15 protein-coding genes and 1 tRNA gene are annotated in these 16,935 nt (G+C 43.9%); 7 read left to right on the top strand and 9 right to left on the bottom strand.

Features of this window, described 5'->3' with window-relative positions:
- Positions 1-121: 121 nt before the first annotated feature.
- Together BMW86_RS10985 and BMW86_RS10980 are read right to left on the bottom strand one after the other, a co-directional pair.
- Positions 122-2,353: a patatin-like phospholipase family protein gene (locus BMW86_RS10985; protein ID WP_089781751.1), complete on the bottom strand. Its 2,232-nt coding sequence runs from the start codon at positions 2,351-2,353 to the stop codon at positions 122-124.
- Between the two features lie 60 nt (positions 2,354-2,413).
- Positions 2,414-3,460 carry a COX15/CtaA family protein gene (locus BMW86_RS10980; RefSeq protein WP_089781749.1) on the bottom strand — a complete coding sequence of 349 codons (1,047 nt, stop codon included), beginning with the start codon at positions 3,458-3,460 and terminating at the stop codon, positions 2,414-2,416.
- A gap of 159 nt (positions 3,461-3,619) precedes the next feature.
- Here BMW86_RS10980 and BMW86_RS10975 point away from each other — a divergent pair, with 159 nt between their 5' ends.
- The gene (locus tag BMW86_RS10975; RefSeq protein ID WP_089781747.1) at positions 3,620-4,036 is read left to right on the top strand and encodes a hypothetical protein; all 417 of its coding nucleotides are present in this window, start codon (positions 3,620-3,622) and stop codon (positions 4,034-4,036) included.
- An 81-nt stretch (positions 4,037-4,117) separates the two neighbouring features.
- Here the strand turns inward: BMW86_RS10975 and BMW86_RS10970 are convergent, their stop codons facing one another.
- Positions 4,118-7,135, bottom strand: a complete 3,018-nt coding sequence (locus BMW86_RS10970) for a glycoside hydrolase family 3 N-terminal domain-containing protein (RefSeq protein ID WP_255372903.1) — start codon at positions 7,133-7,135, stop codon at positions 4,118-4,120.
- A 300-nt stretch (positions 7,136-7,435) separates the two neighbouring features.
- Between BMW86_RS10970 and BMW86_RS10965 the strand changes: the two genes are divergently transcribed.
- The 4 genes from BMW86_RS10965 to BMW86_RS10950 all read left to right on the top strand — a co-directional run bounded on the left by BMW86_RS10965 (position 7,436) and on the right by BMW86_RS10950 (position 10,655).
- Positions 7,436-8,023 (top strand): adenylate kinase, encoded by a 588-nt coding sequence (locus tag BMW86_RS10965; protein WP_089781745.1) that lies wholly within the window; start codon positions 7,436-7,438, stop codon positions 8,021-8,023.
- A 132-nt stretch (positions 8,024-8,155) separates the two neighbouring features.
- Positions 8,156-9,151 (top strand): GTPase ObgE, encoded by a 996-nt coding sequence (obgE, locus tag BMW86_RS10960; protein ID WP_089781743.1) that lies wholly within the window; start codon positions 8,156-8,158, stop codon positions 9,149-9,151.
- An 88-nt stretch (positions 9,152-9,239) separates the two neighbouring features.
- Positions 9,240-9,980: a hypothetical protein gene (locus BMW86_RS10955; RefSeq protein WP_143056551.1), complete on the top strand. Its 741-nt coding sequence runs from the start codon at positions 9,240-9,242 to the stop codon at positions 9,978-9,980.
- A gap of 12 nt (positions 9,981-9,992) precedes the next feature.
- Positions 9,993-10,655: a DUF2306 domain-containing protein gene (locus tag BMW86_RS10950; RefSeq protein WP_255372902.1), complete on the top strand. Its 663-nt coding sequence runs from the start codon at positions 9,993-9,995 to the stop codon at positions 10,653-10,655.
- Here BMW86_RS10950 and BMW86_RS10945 read toward each other — a convergent pair.
- The 3 genes from BMW86_RS10945 to BMW86_RS10935 all read right to left on the bottom strand — a co-directional run bounded on the left by BMW86_RS10945 (position 10,618) and on the right by BMW86_RS10935 (position 12,285).
- Entirely contained in the window at positions 10,618-11,742 is a 1,125-nt protein-coding gene (locus BMW86_RS10945; RefSeq protein WP_143056550.1) for a tetratricopeptide repeat protein, read from the bottom strand. The genes BMW86_RS10950 and BMW86_RS10945 overlap by 38 nt on opposite strands.
- A gap of 84 nt (positions 11,743-11,826) precedes the next feature.
- Positions 11,827-11,899, bottom strand: a tRNA-Thr gene (locus BMW86_RS10940).
- Positions 11,900-11,937: 38 nt separating this feature from the next.
- Positions 11,938-12,285, bottom strand: a complete 348-nt coding sequence (locus BMW86_RS10935) for a YbaB/EbfC family nucleoid-associated protein (protein WP_255372901.1) — start codon at positions 12,283-12,285, stop codon at positions 11,938-11,940.
- 30 nt (positions 12,286-12,315) lie between these two features.
- On the opposite strand from BMW86_RS10935, the gene BMW86_RS10930 reads away from it, so the two are divergent.
- Both BMW86_RS10930 and BMW86_RS10925 read left to right on the top strand, forming a co-directional pair.
- A complete protein-coding gene (locus BMW86_RS10930; protein ID WP_089781735.1) occupies positions 12,316-13,566 on the top strand; it encodes an NAD(P)/FAD-dependent oxidoreductase in 1,251 nt (416 codons plus the stop codon).
- Positions 13,567-13,641: 75 nt separating this feature from the next.
- On the top strand, positions 13,642-14,703 hold the full coding sequence (locus BMW86_RS10925) for a DUF2891 domain-containing protein (protein WP_089781732.1): 1,062 nt from the start codon (positions 13,642-13,644) through the stop codon (positions 14,701-14,703).
- Positions 14,704-14,744: 41 nt separating this feature from the next.
- Here the strand turns inward: BMW86_RS10925 and BMW86_RS10920 are convergent, their stop codons facing one another.
- The 3 genes from BMW86_RS10920 to BMW86_RS10910 are packed head-to-tail and all read right to left on the bottom strand — an operon-like array spanning position 14,745 to position 16,921.
- Positions 14,745-15,047, bottom strand: coding sequence for a Dabb family protein (locus tag BMW86_RS10920; RefSeq protein ID WP_089781729.1), 303 nt, complete (start codon positions 15,045-15,047; stop codon positions 14,745-14,747).
- Positions 15,048-15,074: 27 nt separating this feature from the next.
- Entirely contained in the window at positions 15,075-16,274 is a 1,200-nt protein-coding gene (locus BMW86_RS10915) for an FtsX-like permease family protein (RefSeq protein ID WP_089781727.1), read from the bottom strand.
- The gene (locus BMW86_RS10910; RefSeq protein WP_177189221.1) at positions 16,271-16,921 is read right to left on the bottom strand and encodes an ATP-binding cassette domain-containing protein; all 651 of its coding nucleotides are present in this window, start codon (positions 16,919-16,921) and stop codon (positions 16,271-16,273) included. Before BMW86_RS10910 ends, BMW86_RS10915 begins: the two co-directional genes overlap by 4 nt.
- Positions 16,922-16,935: the final 14 nt, after the last annotated feature.

Genomic DNA, 16,935 nt, shown 5'->3' with positions numbered 1-16,935 from the left:
ATAACAGGTTCATCCTACGTTTATCCTACGTCTTTAACGTAGGATAAACGTAGGATGAACCTGTTATATTCCTGTTTTGTTCCTGTTATATTCCTGTATTGAAGCTAATGAGGTACTATTCTTAGTGTTCTATCAAATGCATCACACTATCAAATGACTGCTGGTTGGCGGGATTATCCAGTGCTCCGGCAATATCTATTTTCTCTCTGGAAGTAAGATGCAGGCTCAACGCTGCCGATTTATCTTCCTTCTGAGGTACATACTGAAAAATGATCCTGTCTAACTTGTCCGGGAAATATCCCTGCAGGTAGGTTAACTCATTATCCTGTACGAAATCCTGCATAGCACTCCAGTGCTGCTGCATGGTAAATAAAGGGTCAAACATCATGTCACTCAGCTGCATGGTTTGTTTAATACCCCCAATATCATTTTTCCTCGTATCCCTTATCTGTATATACACTATCCCACTGGTATTCTCATTGATCCAGTCCCGGAATGTATGGAGGAAACGCATAGAAGTCTCCTGTCCGAAGTTATCACGGATCCCCGCATCCATTACATCTACAATAGGATCGCTGGGCAGGAAAACATTCGGTAATACATATGGGAAGGTGGCACACATACGGATAGCACTGGTCACCCGCATATTCATAGCTCCCTGACCAGCAAAATACTGCCCGAAATCTACGCCGTCAACATCCTGGAACCCTGGCTTCGCAGGACTATACTCAGGTGCGCATAAATAACTCACCGGCTGGGGAGAGATAATCAGCCGGCGCCCGTCTGCATTAATAGTAGCCGTCCATATCAGCATTGGAATGATTGCTTTCTGTTCAGGTCCCTTATAGTAACCCAGTGTTTTGGCCAGCACATTATCTGTATTGGTATTCAGCTGCATTTCAAATGCATATCCCCGGTCTTTTGCATACCGGTTATTCCCTATCTTAAAACTCCGGAAAGGTGTAATAAAATCATTTACAGCAAGAGAAGTAAATACAGGGTTCAGCAGGTCTCTGGCAATTCGTTCTGTATAAATACTATCGTGTAAATTGATCTGTTTCCCCTGTTGTTTTTCCAGGTAAAGCGCCCGGAAATAAGAAGACCCTATCATTCCTCCGGAAGCTCCTGTCATCAGGAAAGTATGCTGCATCAGTTCTCCATGCATAAGGGTATCCAGCCGCTGCAACACGTTCATGCTCCAGGTGGCAGCACGCAATCCTCCTCCACTGCAGTTAACAACGATCAGCTTGGGCTTCTTTCCTGCCGGAAAACGGGCTTTCCAGTTTTCAAGAATCTTCAGTGTTTCCAGTTTGTCCTTCTCAGCACGTTCTATGGTAAAGAACTGTTGAAGGGAAGTAACACTGTAGGAAGGACGGGCATTTCTTTCATGATAATTAAGTCCGTATCCTTTATTACGATTATCTACAAGGTTATACTTCACCATCCAGTTAAGCCCTATCAGCATGATCAGCACCATGGGTATTGCCCAGCTTTGCAACAAATAAGCATAAGCGCCTGCTACTCCTATCAGAAAAGCAAAAAAGATCATCACATTCGCTCCTGCCGGAATACGGAAAAAAGAATGGTCCATCATATAAGCCAGGAAAACGAGGAACACCAATGCGCACCCGACTGTGATCATCGCCGCAAAGTGGTGCTGTTTGAGGATACTATCGAGGTAATGTTTGTTGTAATGATCCACATTCCTTGCCCTGCGCAATTTCCAGGGGGAATTAAAGTAATTATGTACCGGCAGGGCGTTCTCATCTTTCTCCTGTGTAGGCTTTAGGATGGTACGCACGAAATTGCGGGTATTTCCGAATTGCTTACCCAGCCTGCGACCGATATTCTTATCTGCATTAAAGAAATAGAAAAAGGAGAAGAAGATAACGAACAGGTATCCACAGATAAACCCTTCTGCCAGTAATAATATTTCCGGTACAGTGCTTAACTGCTGATAACGCTGGTATTCCCAACCGCGGTATATCAGGTTCACCATGAAAGCAAGCGGAAAAATGGAATTATTGAGACAATATTTGAAGAACGGCTGAGTGGTAGTGGCCAGGAATTTGAAACGGCCGGTATGCAGAATGAAGGTGGTGATATTCCAGCTCATGGCAAACAGCCCGGTGGACAACCCCAGAATAGTAGTGCTATAGAAATTTACTTTACCCAGATATTCCGGCGCCAGAAAGAGCGCATCACCTCCAAATACTTTAGCAAAGTTGCCGTTCACAGTACTAAAAAGTATGGCCCAGAAAATAAGCAATACCTGGTACTTGCGGAAATGCAGCAATAGCAGTTGTATCGGGAATGAATAATAGATCTTTACCAGCAGAAGTTTCACTTTCATCCGTAACGCAATTACAGCTAAACTTACGAAAAATTGTAATATGCGACTGCCCGGAGATAATTATCTTACGCGCCCACGGCTAAGAAATAAAGTCCATAAGAGCGACAGTAGCAGCATCATACCGGTAAACTGATGTAAAATTGCGAGGGTTATCGGAATTTTCACCTGGCTACCCAAAATCGTCAGCACCCCTAACAATACCTGTAATAATACCAGCATCAGGGGCAGATAACGAATTTTGTGCAGAAGGCTATGCTGAGGTGTTTCAGCAGCTTTCCACCACCAGATGCCTACCAGGATGGCAATGATGTAGGCCAGTCCACGATGAATGAATTGTATAGTAATCTGATTATGGGTAATATCTGAGAAGAAACTGCCTTGTGTGAGCATACTTCCCGGTACCCACATTCCATTGATATCCGGCCAGCTACTGGCCACCAGGGCAGCATGCAATCCGGCCATGAAAGCGCCATATATCAGTTGTAAGGTAAGCAGCCCCAGTATCCATATATTCAGGGAGGCTAATCCTTTTACAGGTAATATTTCCTTAGCAGGAGTGCTTAATTTCAGGGCAAACCATAACACATAACAACCCAGTATTAGCGCTGCAATAAAGTGAATGGCCAGTCTGATATGATTTACGTACAGGTCTTCTACATTCAGCCCGCTCTGCACCATGATCCAACCAATGGCTCCCTGTAATCCACCCAGCAGAAACAGGATGATCATAGGTTTTACCATGGTACCGTCTATCTTTTTCTTAATCAGAAAGTAAACGAAAGGTATAGCAAACACAACACCCATCAGCCGTGCCCAGTCGCGGTGCAGCCATTCCCAGAAGTAAATAGCCTTAAAATCAGCGAGAGTAAAATGACTGTTCACATACTGGAACTGTGCAATTTCCTTATAATGATCAAAAGCTGTTTGCCACGCCTGCTCATTCATCGGTGGCAGGGCGCCGAGAAGCGGCTGCCATTCTGTAATAGACAATCCCGAACCGGTGAGCCTGGTAATGCCCCCAAGTAATACCTGGATAATGATCATCCCCACTCCTATATAGAGCCAGATGGCTACCGGCCGTTGCTTTTGTAATGTTGAAGTTTCCATAAACGCCAGCAAAGGTAGGGAATGTCAATTAATCCTTTCTTAACATGTCGGTAATATTCAGTTAACCTTAGGCATGGATCTTTGCGGCGAAATAAGGAACCATTGTATTAGCTAATACGGCCCTAAACATCAAAACATAATCACACAAAAAAACTTTGTATGAAACACATACTGGTATTGGTAGCTATCCTGCTGAGCCTCTCATCCGTTAACGCCCAGGACAACACATATGCTTACAACGGAAAAGCCTCTTTCATCAATGATGAAACGCCCGTTGCAGTAACATCTTTCAAACTGGAAATTGCCAGATTAAATCAGGAAGACCTCGTTTTCCGCATAACAGTTGAAAATCCGGGATCAGAAAAAGTGATCCTTAGCATAAAAGATGCAAATAACGTAGTCCTTCACCAGGAATCCCTTCCGGCTACCCTTGTTTACAAGGCTAAGTTCAACCTGCAGGGACTGGAAGATGGTAACTATACTTTCGAGATCAGGAAAGGAAAAACCAGACTGGCAGAAAAATCAATAGACATAAGAACAGAAACAAGTATTAACCGAACAGTATCCGTACAGTAAGATATTAATACTAAAAAAATAGCGCCAGGTGAATGGCTTTTACAGCATATTTCACCTGGCGCTATTGACTATTTAAAAGCGCTATTTGCCTTTCTCTATCGCTTCGTACAGCGTTTCCATCATGTTCTCCCGCACATGCATATTGCCTAATTTTTTGTTATCCCCACCGGCAGGACAGACTCTGTTACTCAGGAAAATGAATATCAGTTTAGATTGAGGATCTACCCAGATACAGGTGCCTGTAAACCCGGTATGACCATAAGTAAGCGGCGAAGCACTCTTACATGGATAAGGATCTCCGTGTTTGCCATTATCCTTTTCCGGTTTATCAAAGCCCAGTCCACGGCGGCTTAGATTACTGTTATACCCTGTAAACAACTGTAACGTTTCCTGTTTGATATACTGCTTTCCATTATAAGATCCACCATTCAGCAACATCTGCATCAGAATAGCCAGATCTTCTGCATTGGAGAATAATCCCGCATGACCAGCAACACCTCCAAACATAGCTGCTCCCGGATCATGTACATCTCCGCGGATCCACTGCATACGGAAAATACGTTCATTTTCTGTTGGCGCCAGCTGTGCTAAAGAGAACCGCTCTCTTGGTTTAAAACCGGTAGTGGACATGCCCAGTGGCTCATAGAATGTTTCACGTACATAATGATTCAGCTTCTTACCAGTGATCTGTTCTACCACTTCTCCCAGGAAGATAAAGTCATTGTCACTATATACATATCCCTGCTGTGGTTTCAGCGGACTTTCCAGTATCCGTTTGAACAGCGTATCCGTATAACTGCTCTTCAGGTACAGATGCTCTGCTACCCTTACAGAATACAGTGAATCTGCATAACTATGGTAAAGCGCCGTATCGGGTACTACACCGCCAATCAGTGTTTCTTTATAGAAGGCGATGAAAGGGACCAGTCCCGCCTGGTGTAATAACACATCCCGTATACGCAGACCAGCTTTATTACTACCCTTCACCCAGGGCAAATAATCTCCCAACGTAGCATCCAGGTCCAGTTTGCCTTCATCATATAAATGCATGACGGACATGGTCGTAGCACAGACCTTCGTTACGGAGGCCAGGTCATATATAGATTGAGCCGTTACCGCTTCCCGTTTGCCATAATCGTATGCGCCAAAGTTTTTGTCATACACGATCTTACCATCTTTCATTGCCAGGATCTGACAACCAGGGGCCGCTCCTTTTTTGATCATCTCATTGGCCAGTACATCGATATGCTGTAATACCTGGCTGTTCATACCCACCGTTTCCGGCTTCACATGCTGCAATTCCGGCTGTACCACCGGTACTGGTGGCGGCGGAGTTACAATACCCGTTCCATAAGGGAAGTTAGAGCATACCGTTACCGGCAATGTCCCCATCGGCTGTAGCTGTCCGAATAACAAGCGGGCAGCTTCCCGCTGTGTATTATCATCATCTTCATAAGCAGCTACGATCGTAGGCGCATCGCAGAAATACTGGATGGCATAAGGATTTCCGAATACCACAGTCGCAGTTGGCATCTCCTGCTGCAACTGCTGGATCAGCAATCTTTCAGCGGTACTGATGTTAAAGTTGTTGGCAGGACGACGGCCATAATTATGTAAACCAATAATCACTGCCTGGTAATCCCGTTTCAGGCGTTCCACTACCTGTCCTACCTGGTTCTCCTGCTGGCGGGAAGTAAAGATATAGGTAGCAGCGTCTGGCCGTAATGCTTTGATTGTTTGTAAGAAAGCATTGTTCACATCCGCCCCTACTGCTATCACGGCTACTTTACCCGGAGTATGTTCATTGAAAGGGATCAGGTGATTATCATTCTTTAATAATGTCAGTGCTTTTTCAGAGATCCTTTTGGTTAAGGAGTCTGTAACGGCATTCAGGTCGTTGGTAAGATTAGTGGTATCTATTACCTGTGGCTTGTTTAGCCCCATCTGGTATTTAGCATGCAATACCTTCTTCACGCGCAGGTTCACTTCATCCCAGGAGATCAGGTCCTTTCTGATAGCCCGTTTGATGGCATCTACACTGCCTTCTGCCGTAGAGGGCAACATCAGCATATCATTCCCTGCCAGCAGTGACTGCGCAGATTCTTCTCCGCCTGTATAAAATTTGGCGATGCCTTTCATTTCCAGTGCATCGGTAATAACGATGCCTTTATAACCCAGCTCCTGCTTCAGCAGTTTAGTAATAGTATTATAGGAGATAGAGGTAGGTGTATTAGGAGTACTGTCTATAGCCGGAACATAGAGGTGTGCAATCATAATGGAACCTACACCAGCAGCGATCGCTTGTCTGAAAGGATACAATTCCAGAGAATCCAGTTGCGCCCTTGTTTTACGAATGGTTGGCAGATCAAGATGAGAATCCACATCCGTATCTCCATGACCCGGGAAGTGTTTGGCACAGGCCCATACTCCCTGGTCCTGCATTCCTTTGATAGCCTGCACACCCATTCTGGCCACCTGGTATTTGTCCTGCCCGAAAGAGCGGTCATTAATAACAGGATTATTGGGGTTGTTATTCACATCCATATCCGGAGCGTAATCCATATGGATGCCCATTCTCCGGCACTGCTGCCCCAGGATCTTACCGGCATCATAGGCCAGGGTACTATCCTTTACGGCGCCTATCATCAGGTTACGGGGCAGACTGATAACACTATCCAGCCGCATACCCAATCCCCATTCTCCATCAATGGCTATCATAAGCGGTGTCTGGGAAATAGACTGGTAATAATTGGTGAGCAGAGCCTGTCTTACTGGTCCGCCCTGGAAGAAGATCAATCCTCCTACCTTATTCTCCTGGATATCGTTGACTATTTTCCTGACATGATCCGGCCCCAAGTTAGAATGGGCTCTGATCATAATCAGTTGCGCAATACGTTCATCAGAATTCAGCGAAGCAAAGACACTGTCTACCCAGTGATCTTCAGGGGTTTCCCTTCTGACTGCCCGGGTTTTGCTTTCACGAAGAGGTTTATCAGGTCCTGTCTTGTCCGGATTACTTGGATTTATCCTGGTTGATACTCCCGGAACACTGCCCGCCAGGAATAACCCGGAGAGCCCTAAAATCAGTAATTGCTTCATAATCATTGGCTAAACTTACGAATTAATTATTTTTTTGCATATTTCATAATTTCCCGATAGACGTGGTCCGGCAGTGTAAATAACTATTTTTACCCTAAGGTTCATAACGTTCTTTCCATATCTGTATCTATGAAATATTTTAAGCCTCCTTAAAAATAATCCATTATTTACAGCATATCATTGAATGATATCTATGAAATTTCTTAAATATTTCACTTTATTCAAGCAATACCAATTTTAGTTACCTATACATTCAATTGTTTATTATATTTGTACTCTTGCTAAAGATTTTATAAACACATGGTCAATATCATTTTATTTGGCCCTCCCGGCAGCGGTAAGGGCACACAAAGTGCTAATCTTATTGAAAAATACGGACTTATTCACCTCTCCACAGGAGATTTACTCCGTAGTGAGATAGCGGATAAAACACCGTTGGGCATGGAAGCTAAGAAAGTAATCGATCAGGGCTTACTGGTTCCGGATGAAATAGTGATTGGCATGATCAGTTCCAAACTGGATGCCAACCCGGAAGCAAGAGGGTTTATTTTTGATGGTTTCCCACGTACTACTGCCCAGGCAGAAGCGCTTGATAAGCTGTTATCACTGAAAAAAACATCTATATCCAATGTATTGGCACTGGAAGTACCGGAGGATCAGCTGATTGCCCGTTTACTGAACAGGGGTGCAACTTCCGGCCGCAGCGATGATGCCAATGAAGATGTAATCCGTGCACGTATCGTGGAATATCATAACAAAACGGCTCCTGTTGCTGATCATTATGCCAAATATGGCAAGTTTAAAAAGATCAAGGGAGAAGGTGAAGTATCCGAAATATTTGACCGTTTAAGCAAAGAAATCGATAGTCTGGTAGAAGAAAAAGTATAACAGGCAACCGCATATATTTTAAACGCAAAGATTGTAAGTATGTATTTTACTTAGTAAAATGCCTGAACTTAACGATCTTTGCGTTTTTACGTTTTATAGAAAGCGTTGAAAAGCACGCAAAAATTATAAACATTGGAAAGAGGTAATTTCGTTGATTATATAAGAATATCTGCCAAATCAGGCAAAGGTGGGGCAGGAAGTGCGCACTTTATGCGTACCAAATACAACCCCGAGGCTGGTCCGGATGGTGGTGACGGTGGCCGTGGCGGGCATATCATTTTAAAGGGTAACTCACAGCTGTGGACGCTGCTGCATCTCCGCTGGTACAAGAACGTAGTGGCAGAAGACGGCGCAAACGGACGTGATAATAACAGTACCGGTCACAACGGCGCAGATGTGATCATCGAAGTCCCCCTGGGTACCCAGGCCTTTGATGAGGAAACCGGGGAAATGGAAGTGGAGATCCTGCATGAAGGTCAGGAAGTGATATGGGTTCCCGGTGGACAAGGTGGCCGTGGTAATGCCTACTTCAAATCTGCTACTAATCAGGCTCCCGAATATTCTCAGCCGGGCATGCCGGGCAAAGAAGGCTGGAAAGCACTGGAGCTGAAAATGCTGGCGGATGTAGGACTGGTAGGCTTCCCGAATGCGGGTAAATCGACCCTGTTATCTACCATCACAGCTGCCAAACCTAAAATTGCCGATTACGCATTTACGACCCTTACCCCTAACCTGGGTATGGTTGCTTACCGTAACGACCGCTCCTTCTGTATTGCGGATTTACCGGGGATTATTGAAGGTGCGCATGAAGGTAAAGGTCTGGGACATCGTTTCCTTCGTCATATAGAACGTAACCCGGTGTTACTGTTCCTTATTCCGGCAGATAGCCAGGACCATCGTAAAGATTTCGATATCCTGTTGAACGAGCTGGAGCAATATAATTCCGAACTGCTGGATAAGAAGTTTATACTGGCCATCAGTAAAAGTGATATGCTGGATGATGAACTGAAAACAGCTATTGCGGAAGAACTGCCAACGCATGTGCCGCATGTATTCATCTCCTCTGTTACCCAACAGGGCTTACCTGAACTGAAAGACCTGTTGTGGCAGGCATTGAATACTAAATAACCTTATAGTTATAATATGGAAAAGGCGAAGGATATCCTTCGCCTTTTCTATTGAGATTTATTTTATTACTTTAGGAAAATTTTATCCTGTGAAATACATTATCGGAGCATTTTTGTTTATCTCATTGTTCAGCAGATGTACCTCATCTACCCCCGAACATACCAAATACAATATGACCGTTTTTCCGGACGCAGAAAAAGCAAATGCGAAAGGCCTTTATAAAGGTGATTTTGCCGGCGATCCTATTTACCTCACTATTAATTTTTCCAGTGGTAAACATGTAGCGGGTTATAATGTTCACAAAGGATTACGTCGCAACATAAGTGGTACCATGCTACAAACAGCTAATGGCTGGGAACTGGTGATGAATGAACCAGGAGATCATCCCTTTGATGGTATCTTTAAACTGGCATTTGATAGCGCCTTCACCTCTGCAAAAGGAGAATGGAAGCCGTTAAATACACCATCTACATTAACAGAAAAACAATTTACTCTCACCCGCGCAAAGGCTACTAATGACAATGACGATGGTGACATATCCAATTATTATACCCTGGGAGGAGATCATTGTGATATCACTTTCCAAAAAGATGGTAGCTGTATATTCGATTACTACGACAAAATAAACGATTCTACATTTGCAGAACAGATGAATACAGTAAGAGGTACCTGGGAGAGGAAAGATAGCGCTATATTGGTGACCTGGCACAAAACAGCGCAGTGGAATAAAGACAAAAGTGTTTTTATCATCTATAAAGATGGTCTGGAAGGGTTTGAAGGTATGATGACTGTTACAGGAGAAGGATATGAATTCACACCTTCTTTCTAACACTAATACTCAGTGATTAAACGAATCTTATTTTATATACTGGCAGGTTTAATAATGTACGGCTCCTGGCTGATGCTGTTATTAAGCCTGCCTTATACTTCTCTCAAACCACATGTGGATTTCCTCATGACCAAACAGCTGGTCTACCATCTCCGACTCTGGAGAGTGAGCTTTTACACACATGTGTTTATCAGTATTCTTGTACTCCTCACAGGACTTTTGCAGTTCAGCTGGTATCTTCTAAAAAAATATCCCGGAGTGCATCGCACATCCGGGAAAATATATGTTCTGATAGTCTTATTATTCAGCGGCCCCAGTGGTTTGATAATGGGCTTTTACGCCAATGGCGGATTACCGGCCCGTATCAGTTTTGTAATCCTCGCTACCCTTTGGATAGTTTTTACCTATATGGGTTGGCGTTATGCGCTGCAACGTAACTGGCAAAAACATGCGGCTATGCTGATACGCAGTTATGCCCTCACTCTCTCCGCTCTCACTCTCCGTTTCTATGCATTCCTGATTGCCTTCTTTCATATCCCCATACACCCTGTTAACAGGTACATTCTTATCTCCTGGCTTAGCTGGACATTAAACCTGCTAATAGCTGAAGCCATCATAAAATGGGGTTTCGGAAAGATCAACCGTTCATTCCCAGCAAAACCGGCTGCTGTTTAACAAAATGACCATCAGCGGAAATAGTATAAACCTCTTCCCCCTCTTTTGATTCCTGTAGCTTATTGTTTTCATAGCCTGCCGTATCCGGGTTCTTCTCGTATACCTCTTTAAACAATCCTACCCGGATAGTTCCGTTCTGTTGTATCGTAGCTACTTTAAACGGTTTTTCCAGTTCTATCTGACCGCCAATCAGCAACTTATCTATCAGTTTGCCCAGCTTATCAAAACTTACAATATAATATTGTGGGGCAGATCCTTCTCCCACCACATCTTTTACTGCATAGATCAGTGTTTTTATACTATCAGTGTTCTTTACAAGTCCTACGTGATAATATTCACTACCCACATCACGGGAAAACTGTGCATTTCTCATTTCAGGAACAAAACGTTCGTACTCGTATGAGATATAATCTTCTTCCCCTAATTTATCTGCATATTTCCTATCCAGGGAAACAGGGAAACCTAATGGCTTAAACTCATGCCAGAAAAGGTTCCATTGTAACTTTTCCGGGTCAGTTGCTCCGTTCAGAGCAGCGGTAACCTCACTTCGGAATGAATAACCATCCTTTTGTCTCAACCCTTCAAGGTCCTTATCCGCAAAGATATTTTTCACATTACTATACCCGAATTCTATCGCAGATACCAGGTAATATTTAGCCCATTCATTATCCCCCATCCTTGAATAAGCACAGGCCATATTATACAGCACCTTGTGTAAAGGTTTATAATCCAGCAGTTCTGCGACGCCATACGCCTTGATCGCCTCTTTCAGTTCCTGCTTATCAAACAGGGCGTTACCCAGTTCATAATAAGCCTTGGCCTGTGGCTTCAGCAAAATGGATTGCTTAAATGATTCAATCCCAGCAGCAGGATTTTTCTTATTCCTGTATTTATCTATCCCATCAAGAAATAACTTATCCGAAGCGCTGTTTTTCTCAGTAGCACTATTTACTACCAACAATACAGAATCCTTATCATACAGATTATCAGCGCTTAAATGAAGGGCATTAACAGCGGCTGTTTTCTTTGAAGAAGGGGTGCACGCAAACAAACAGGTGCCGGCAATAAAGAGAATTATATATCGCATAAGCTAAAGATAATACCAATTATTATAATGTGATTATCCCTATAAAAAAAGCATTTATAACAGGGTTATAAATGCTTCATACTGAGCCAACCAAGGGGCTCGAACCCTCGACCTACAATTTACGAAACTGTTGCTCTGCCAGCTGAGCTAGGTTGGCGTTATTCCATGATAAAAATAACGCACAACACCGCAGCCCTAGAACAGTCCTCCTAATCCACCCATCATTCCGCCAGCGACTCCTTTCATTTCAGTTTCCCAGGCATTCTCCGCATTTTTCAGGGCACGGTTCAGTGCTGTGATCACTAAATCTTCCAGTTCTTCTTTGCTGTCTTTTTCCAGCAAACGTTCTGCAATGTCGATGCTTTTTACTTCGCGGTTACCTGTAACAGTTACCTTCACGGCGCCATCTCCGGCCTCTCCGTCTACAGTAATCCGGGCAAGACGCACCTTGCTGTCTTTCATTTTTTCCTGCGCTTCCTGCAGCTTACCAAAAAGATCTCCAAACATGGTATGTTGATTTAAAGGCGCGAAGATATTCCACATTTCTTATCTTAACACTTTAATTGTATCTGAATGTTAGAAACCAAAGTATGTATTGTTGGGGCAGGACCAGCAGGAACAGCAGCTGCGCTTCAACTGGCCCAATTGAATATCGATTGTATCATTGTGGATAAAGCCGTGTTCCCGCGGGATAAGGTTTGTGGCGATGGATTAAGTGGAAAAGTAATCACAGCCCTTAACCGTATAGACCCCGCTATTGCAACCCGTCTTAAAGAAGCTAATTTCAAGTTAAACAGCTGGGGGGTTACGTTTGTATCTCCTGCCCGTCATAGCCTGGATGTTGGTTATCGCCCGGACTATGACAGCAAAGATGGTAGTCATAAGGAAACACCTATCGGATATGTATGCAAACGCATGGACTTCGATAATTTCCTGGTAGATGAAGTGAAACGCCGGAAGGAAATACAACTGCACGAAAATGTTAACATAGAAAGTTACGAACTCACCAGCGACGGATATATCGTTACCGGTAATAAAGGCAGCTTCCAGGTGAAAGCGCAATTGCTTATCATCGCTAATGGTGCACACTCTTCTTTCACTAAGAACGTTGCTAACATTACTATAGAACATAAACATTATGTAGCCGGCATTCGTGCTTATTACAAAAATGTAAGTGGTAATAATCCTGACAACTTTATAGAACTGCACTTCCTGAAAAGCCTCTTACCTGGCTATTTCTGGATCTTCCCCCTGCCAAACGGAGAAGCCAATGTGGGTGTGGGTGTATTAAGCGAAGCAGTACGTAAAAAGAAAATGAACCTGAAGAAGTCTATGCTGGACATCATTGAGAATGATCCTGTTTTTAAGGAACGTTTCAAAGATGCAGAACTCACCAGCAGCATAGACGGATATGGCCTGCCACTTGGCAGTAAGAAACGGGTGATTTCCGGCGAACGTTATATGCTGGTTGGGGATGCGGCTTTTCTTATAGACCCTTTCACTGGTGAAGGTATCGGTAATGGGTTGTACAGTGGACGCATAGCTGCACTGGAAGCAGCAGAGGCCCTCAAAGCAAATGATTTTTCAGCAGCTAAACTGGCTCACTACGATTCGGAAGTATACCGCATCATGGGACCCGAACTGAGATTGAGTCACCGCCTGCAAAAGCTGATCAACTTCCCATGGCTGTTTAATACGCTGATGAAAGTAAGCAGTCGTAATAAACAATTGCAGGAGTTATTATCCTGTATGTTCTATGAGGTAGACTTGCGGAAAAAGCTGGCCAAACCATCTTTTTATCTGAAACTACTTTTTAACAGGTAACTTCTATCTGAAATACTCTTTAACAGATAACCAGTGAAATTAACATTAATACTATCCCTTCTAACCTGTTTACTTATGCCATCTGCATCTGCGCAACAGCCGCTTTACACGCACAACAGTGCCGGCAACCTGGAACTTACTGTACAGGGTGCCGCTCACCTGGCACAGTTGCCACTCAGGTGTATGCAACAGGAATTTCCTTATAAAACAGGGATCGTATTTACTGATACATCCCTGGTAACAAATCCCAGAACATACCACCCGGCATTTTATGGCTGTTACGACTGGCATAGCAGTGTTCACGGGCACTGGATGCTGGTACGCCTGCTGAAATCATTCCCGGATTTACCACAAACACCCGAAATCAGGACCAAACTGTCTCAGAACCTGACAGCAGAACATATCGAACAGGAACAACTCCTGTTCAACAATAAAGAAAACAGGGGATTCGAACGTATCTATGGCTGGAGCTGGTTGCTGCAACTGCAACGTGAGCTGCTTACCTGGAATGATCCTTATGGAAAACAACTGGCAGCCAATGTACAACCACTGGCTACTCAGTTCTCCAAAGCATACATAGACTTTCTTGGGAAACTGCTATACCCTATCCGTGTCGGAGAACATACCAACCTTGCCTTTGGCCTCTGCCTGGCATGGGACTATGCAGAAACCGCAAAAGATACCGCCTTACAAGTAGCTATCCGGGAGGCTGCCATCCGTTTTTATAAAGCAGATAAAGACTGTCCGGTGTCCTGGGAACCTGGTGGATATGATTTCCTCTCTCCCTGCCTGGAAGAAGCAGACCTGATGTGGCGTATTCTGCCACCCGCTGAATACCAGACATGGGTACAGGCTTTCATTCCAGAGCTGTTCAAAAAAGACTCCCGCATTTTTAAAGTAGCAGAGGTAAAAGACTATACTGATGGCAAACTCGTACACCTGAACGGACTTAATCTGAGCCGCGCCTGGTGCCTGTATAATATTGCCCGGCATACCAAAGTAAACGCAAACAACATTCTGAAGATGGCGAATGAACATCTGGAAGCAGCCATTCCTCATGTCGCCAGCGGAGATTATGCCGGTGAACACTGGCTGGCTTCTTTTGCCGTATACGCCCTTACTACAGAAAATAATTAGCTAACATAAAAAAAGGACGGTATAACACCGTCCTTTTTCATTTAAATAGTTTCAGAATCAAAGATCACGACCCTGTCCCACAGATGTTTGCAGTTCTCTACAAACGCCAGGTGTAAAGGATGTTTCTGATATATATCATGGCCTTCCAGATCGTTAAATACGGCCAGCTCACAGTAACTGTAACTTCTGTCTATAACAGGGCGATCTGTTGATGCAGGTTTACCTACATTATATAATACCAGTGATTCAATGGCTCCCAGCGAATTGGCGCTGTCTTCAAATTTCTTGATATCAGCGGCTGAAAGATCGGCTTTCAGATAAAAATTAACAACGTGTACAAACATCTTTCAATATTTAATAAGGATTCAAAATTAACTGATCTCTGCTACATATTTCCGCACATTCAGCAGGTTCACAATGTATACCAGTAATACTACCAGTATAGCAGCGCCAAATGTAAAAACAGACAACATGGGCGCCACAAACATATCATGCGTAGCCAGTATACCGGATGCCCACCATTGTAAACCTGCGAGTACCAGTAAGGCTACAACACCGGTAACAATGTACAGCGGAATGAACTGCCGCATCAGGTAACGACGCAACTGACGGGGCGCTGTTCCCAGTGTTACCAGCAACTGGATCTCACGTTTGCAACTCGCTATTACCAGCTGAATAAACATACTGAATACCAGTAATGCAAACAGTAATAATACAATGCCAAAGAACCCTATTACGGATACAATGGTTTGCACAATCATCTTTGTTTTGCTGTATTTGATCTTATCCTGGTTGGTTGTATATCCCTTATCATCCAGGTATTGTACCAGTACAGGATTGGAAGGATCTTTTGTTTTGATGATCACCCGCGAAGGAGCTGTTATCTCTCCATTGCCGAATTTCTGATTAGCCCATTCCATAAAATTACCAGGAACAAGAAAAGAGGAAATACGATCCGAGAAGCCAACAATACGCCCGGTAAATTCCTGTGTAATCAGTCCTTTGGAAATCGTGATCTTCATTGGCAATGCTTTCACAGTTTCCTGGGAAATCTGTGGCAGGTCCTGACTTAACGCAAATCCAAAGTTATACAGGTTCAGGAAATCATTAGGCAGGATGATAGGGATAGTATTATCACCGGTATTCCATTTCCAGTCTTCATTCTTTACATCAATAAACGCATCCGGAACAGATTCAAAAAACATATCTGTATAGAAATGCAGTTCACCGGGAGCAGCAGCTGTTACCTTAAACTGGTTAGAGGTAATAAAACCGAATGCATCTGTGAATGACTGTTTTTTAATATCGGCAATCTCTTCAGGGGAGAACTCACTTTTTGCCGGTTGCCCCATCATCGCATTGGTGATCTTTTTATTGATCACTAAAAAATCGGCGCTTTCATTCTGGTTCTGCTGGCTATGCAGCAGCTGGTCAAAATCCGTATGTGCCTGTATCGCCAGCAGCAGTAGCAGCATCGCGATAGCGAGACCCAATGTGGCCATCACTAAGCGGGTTTTGCCAATGCCGGTTTGTATGATCTTCCTGAGTAAGCCAAAAAACGATTGCATCATAAGTTATAGTGTGAGTCATACGCAAACCTGGTATCATGGTCCAGGTCTGTTAAAATAAAACCAGCGCCGCGGGCACGGCATTCTTCCCCAATCAGCTCGGCTGCACGTTTTGCATTCTCTTCATCCAAATGGCTGAATGGTTCATCCATGATCAGCCATTTAAAGGGTTGTACCAGTGCGCGTATGATAGCAATACGCTGCCTCTCTCCGTAGGAAAGGGTCTTGCCACTTTGAGACAGTATATGGGTAACGTTGAGGCGGGCGGCCATTTCTTTTACCTTTTCTGAGGTACAGTATGGCTGAGGTGTCATTACCCGTTTCAGTTCAATATTCTCTTCTGCGGTCAACTGTTCAAAGATGCGCAGGTCCTGAAATATCACGCTCACCTGTTGCTGGCGCATGGTAGCAATCACTTCTTTATTGTACGACTGCCACAGCTTGCCATCTACCAGCACCTTGCCGGTATAATCATACCTGATATGATACAGGTAATGTACCAGTGTAGTTTTACCGGTACCGGAAGGCGCTTTTATCTTCACGAAATGTCCAGGCGTAAAGGTTATTTCCCTGTTCCAGATGTCTGACGACCGCTGCAATACTTTATCCCGCAGCGGAACAGGCACCAGGTTCTCTAACTGTATCTGCATAACTGTAATGTATA

The organism is Chitinophaga sp. YR573 (assembly GCF_900110995.1).
Classification (GTDB): Bacteria; Bacteroidota; Bacteroidia; order Chitinophagales; family Chitinophagaceae; genus Chitinophaga.
This window is presented reverse-complemented; position numbering and strand designations above follow the sequence as displayed.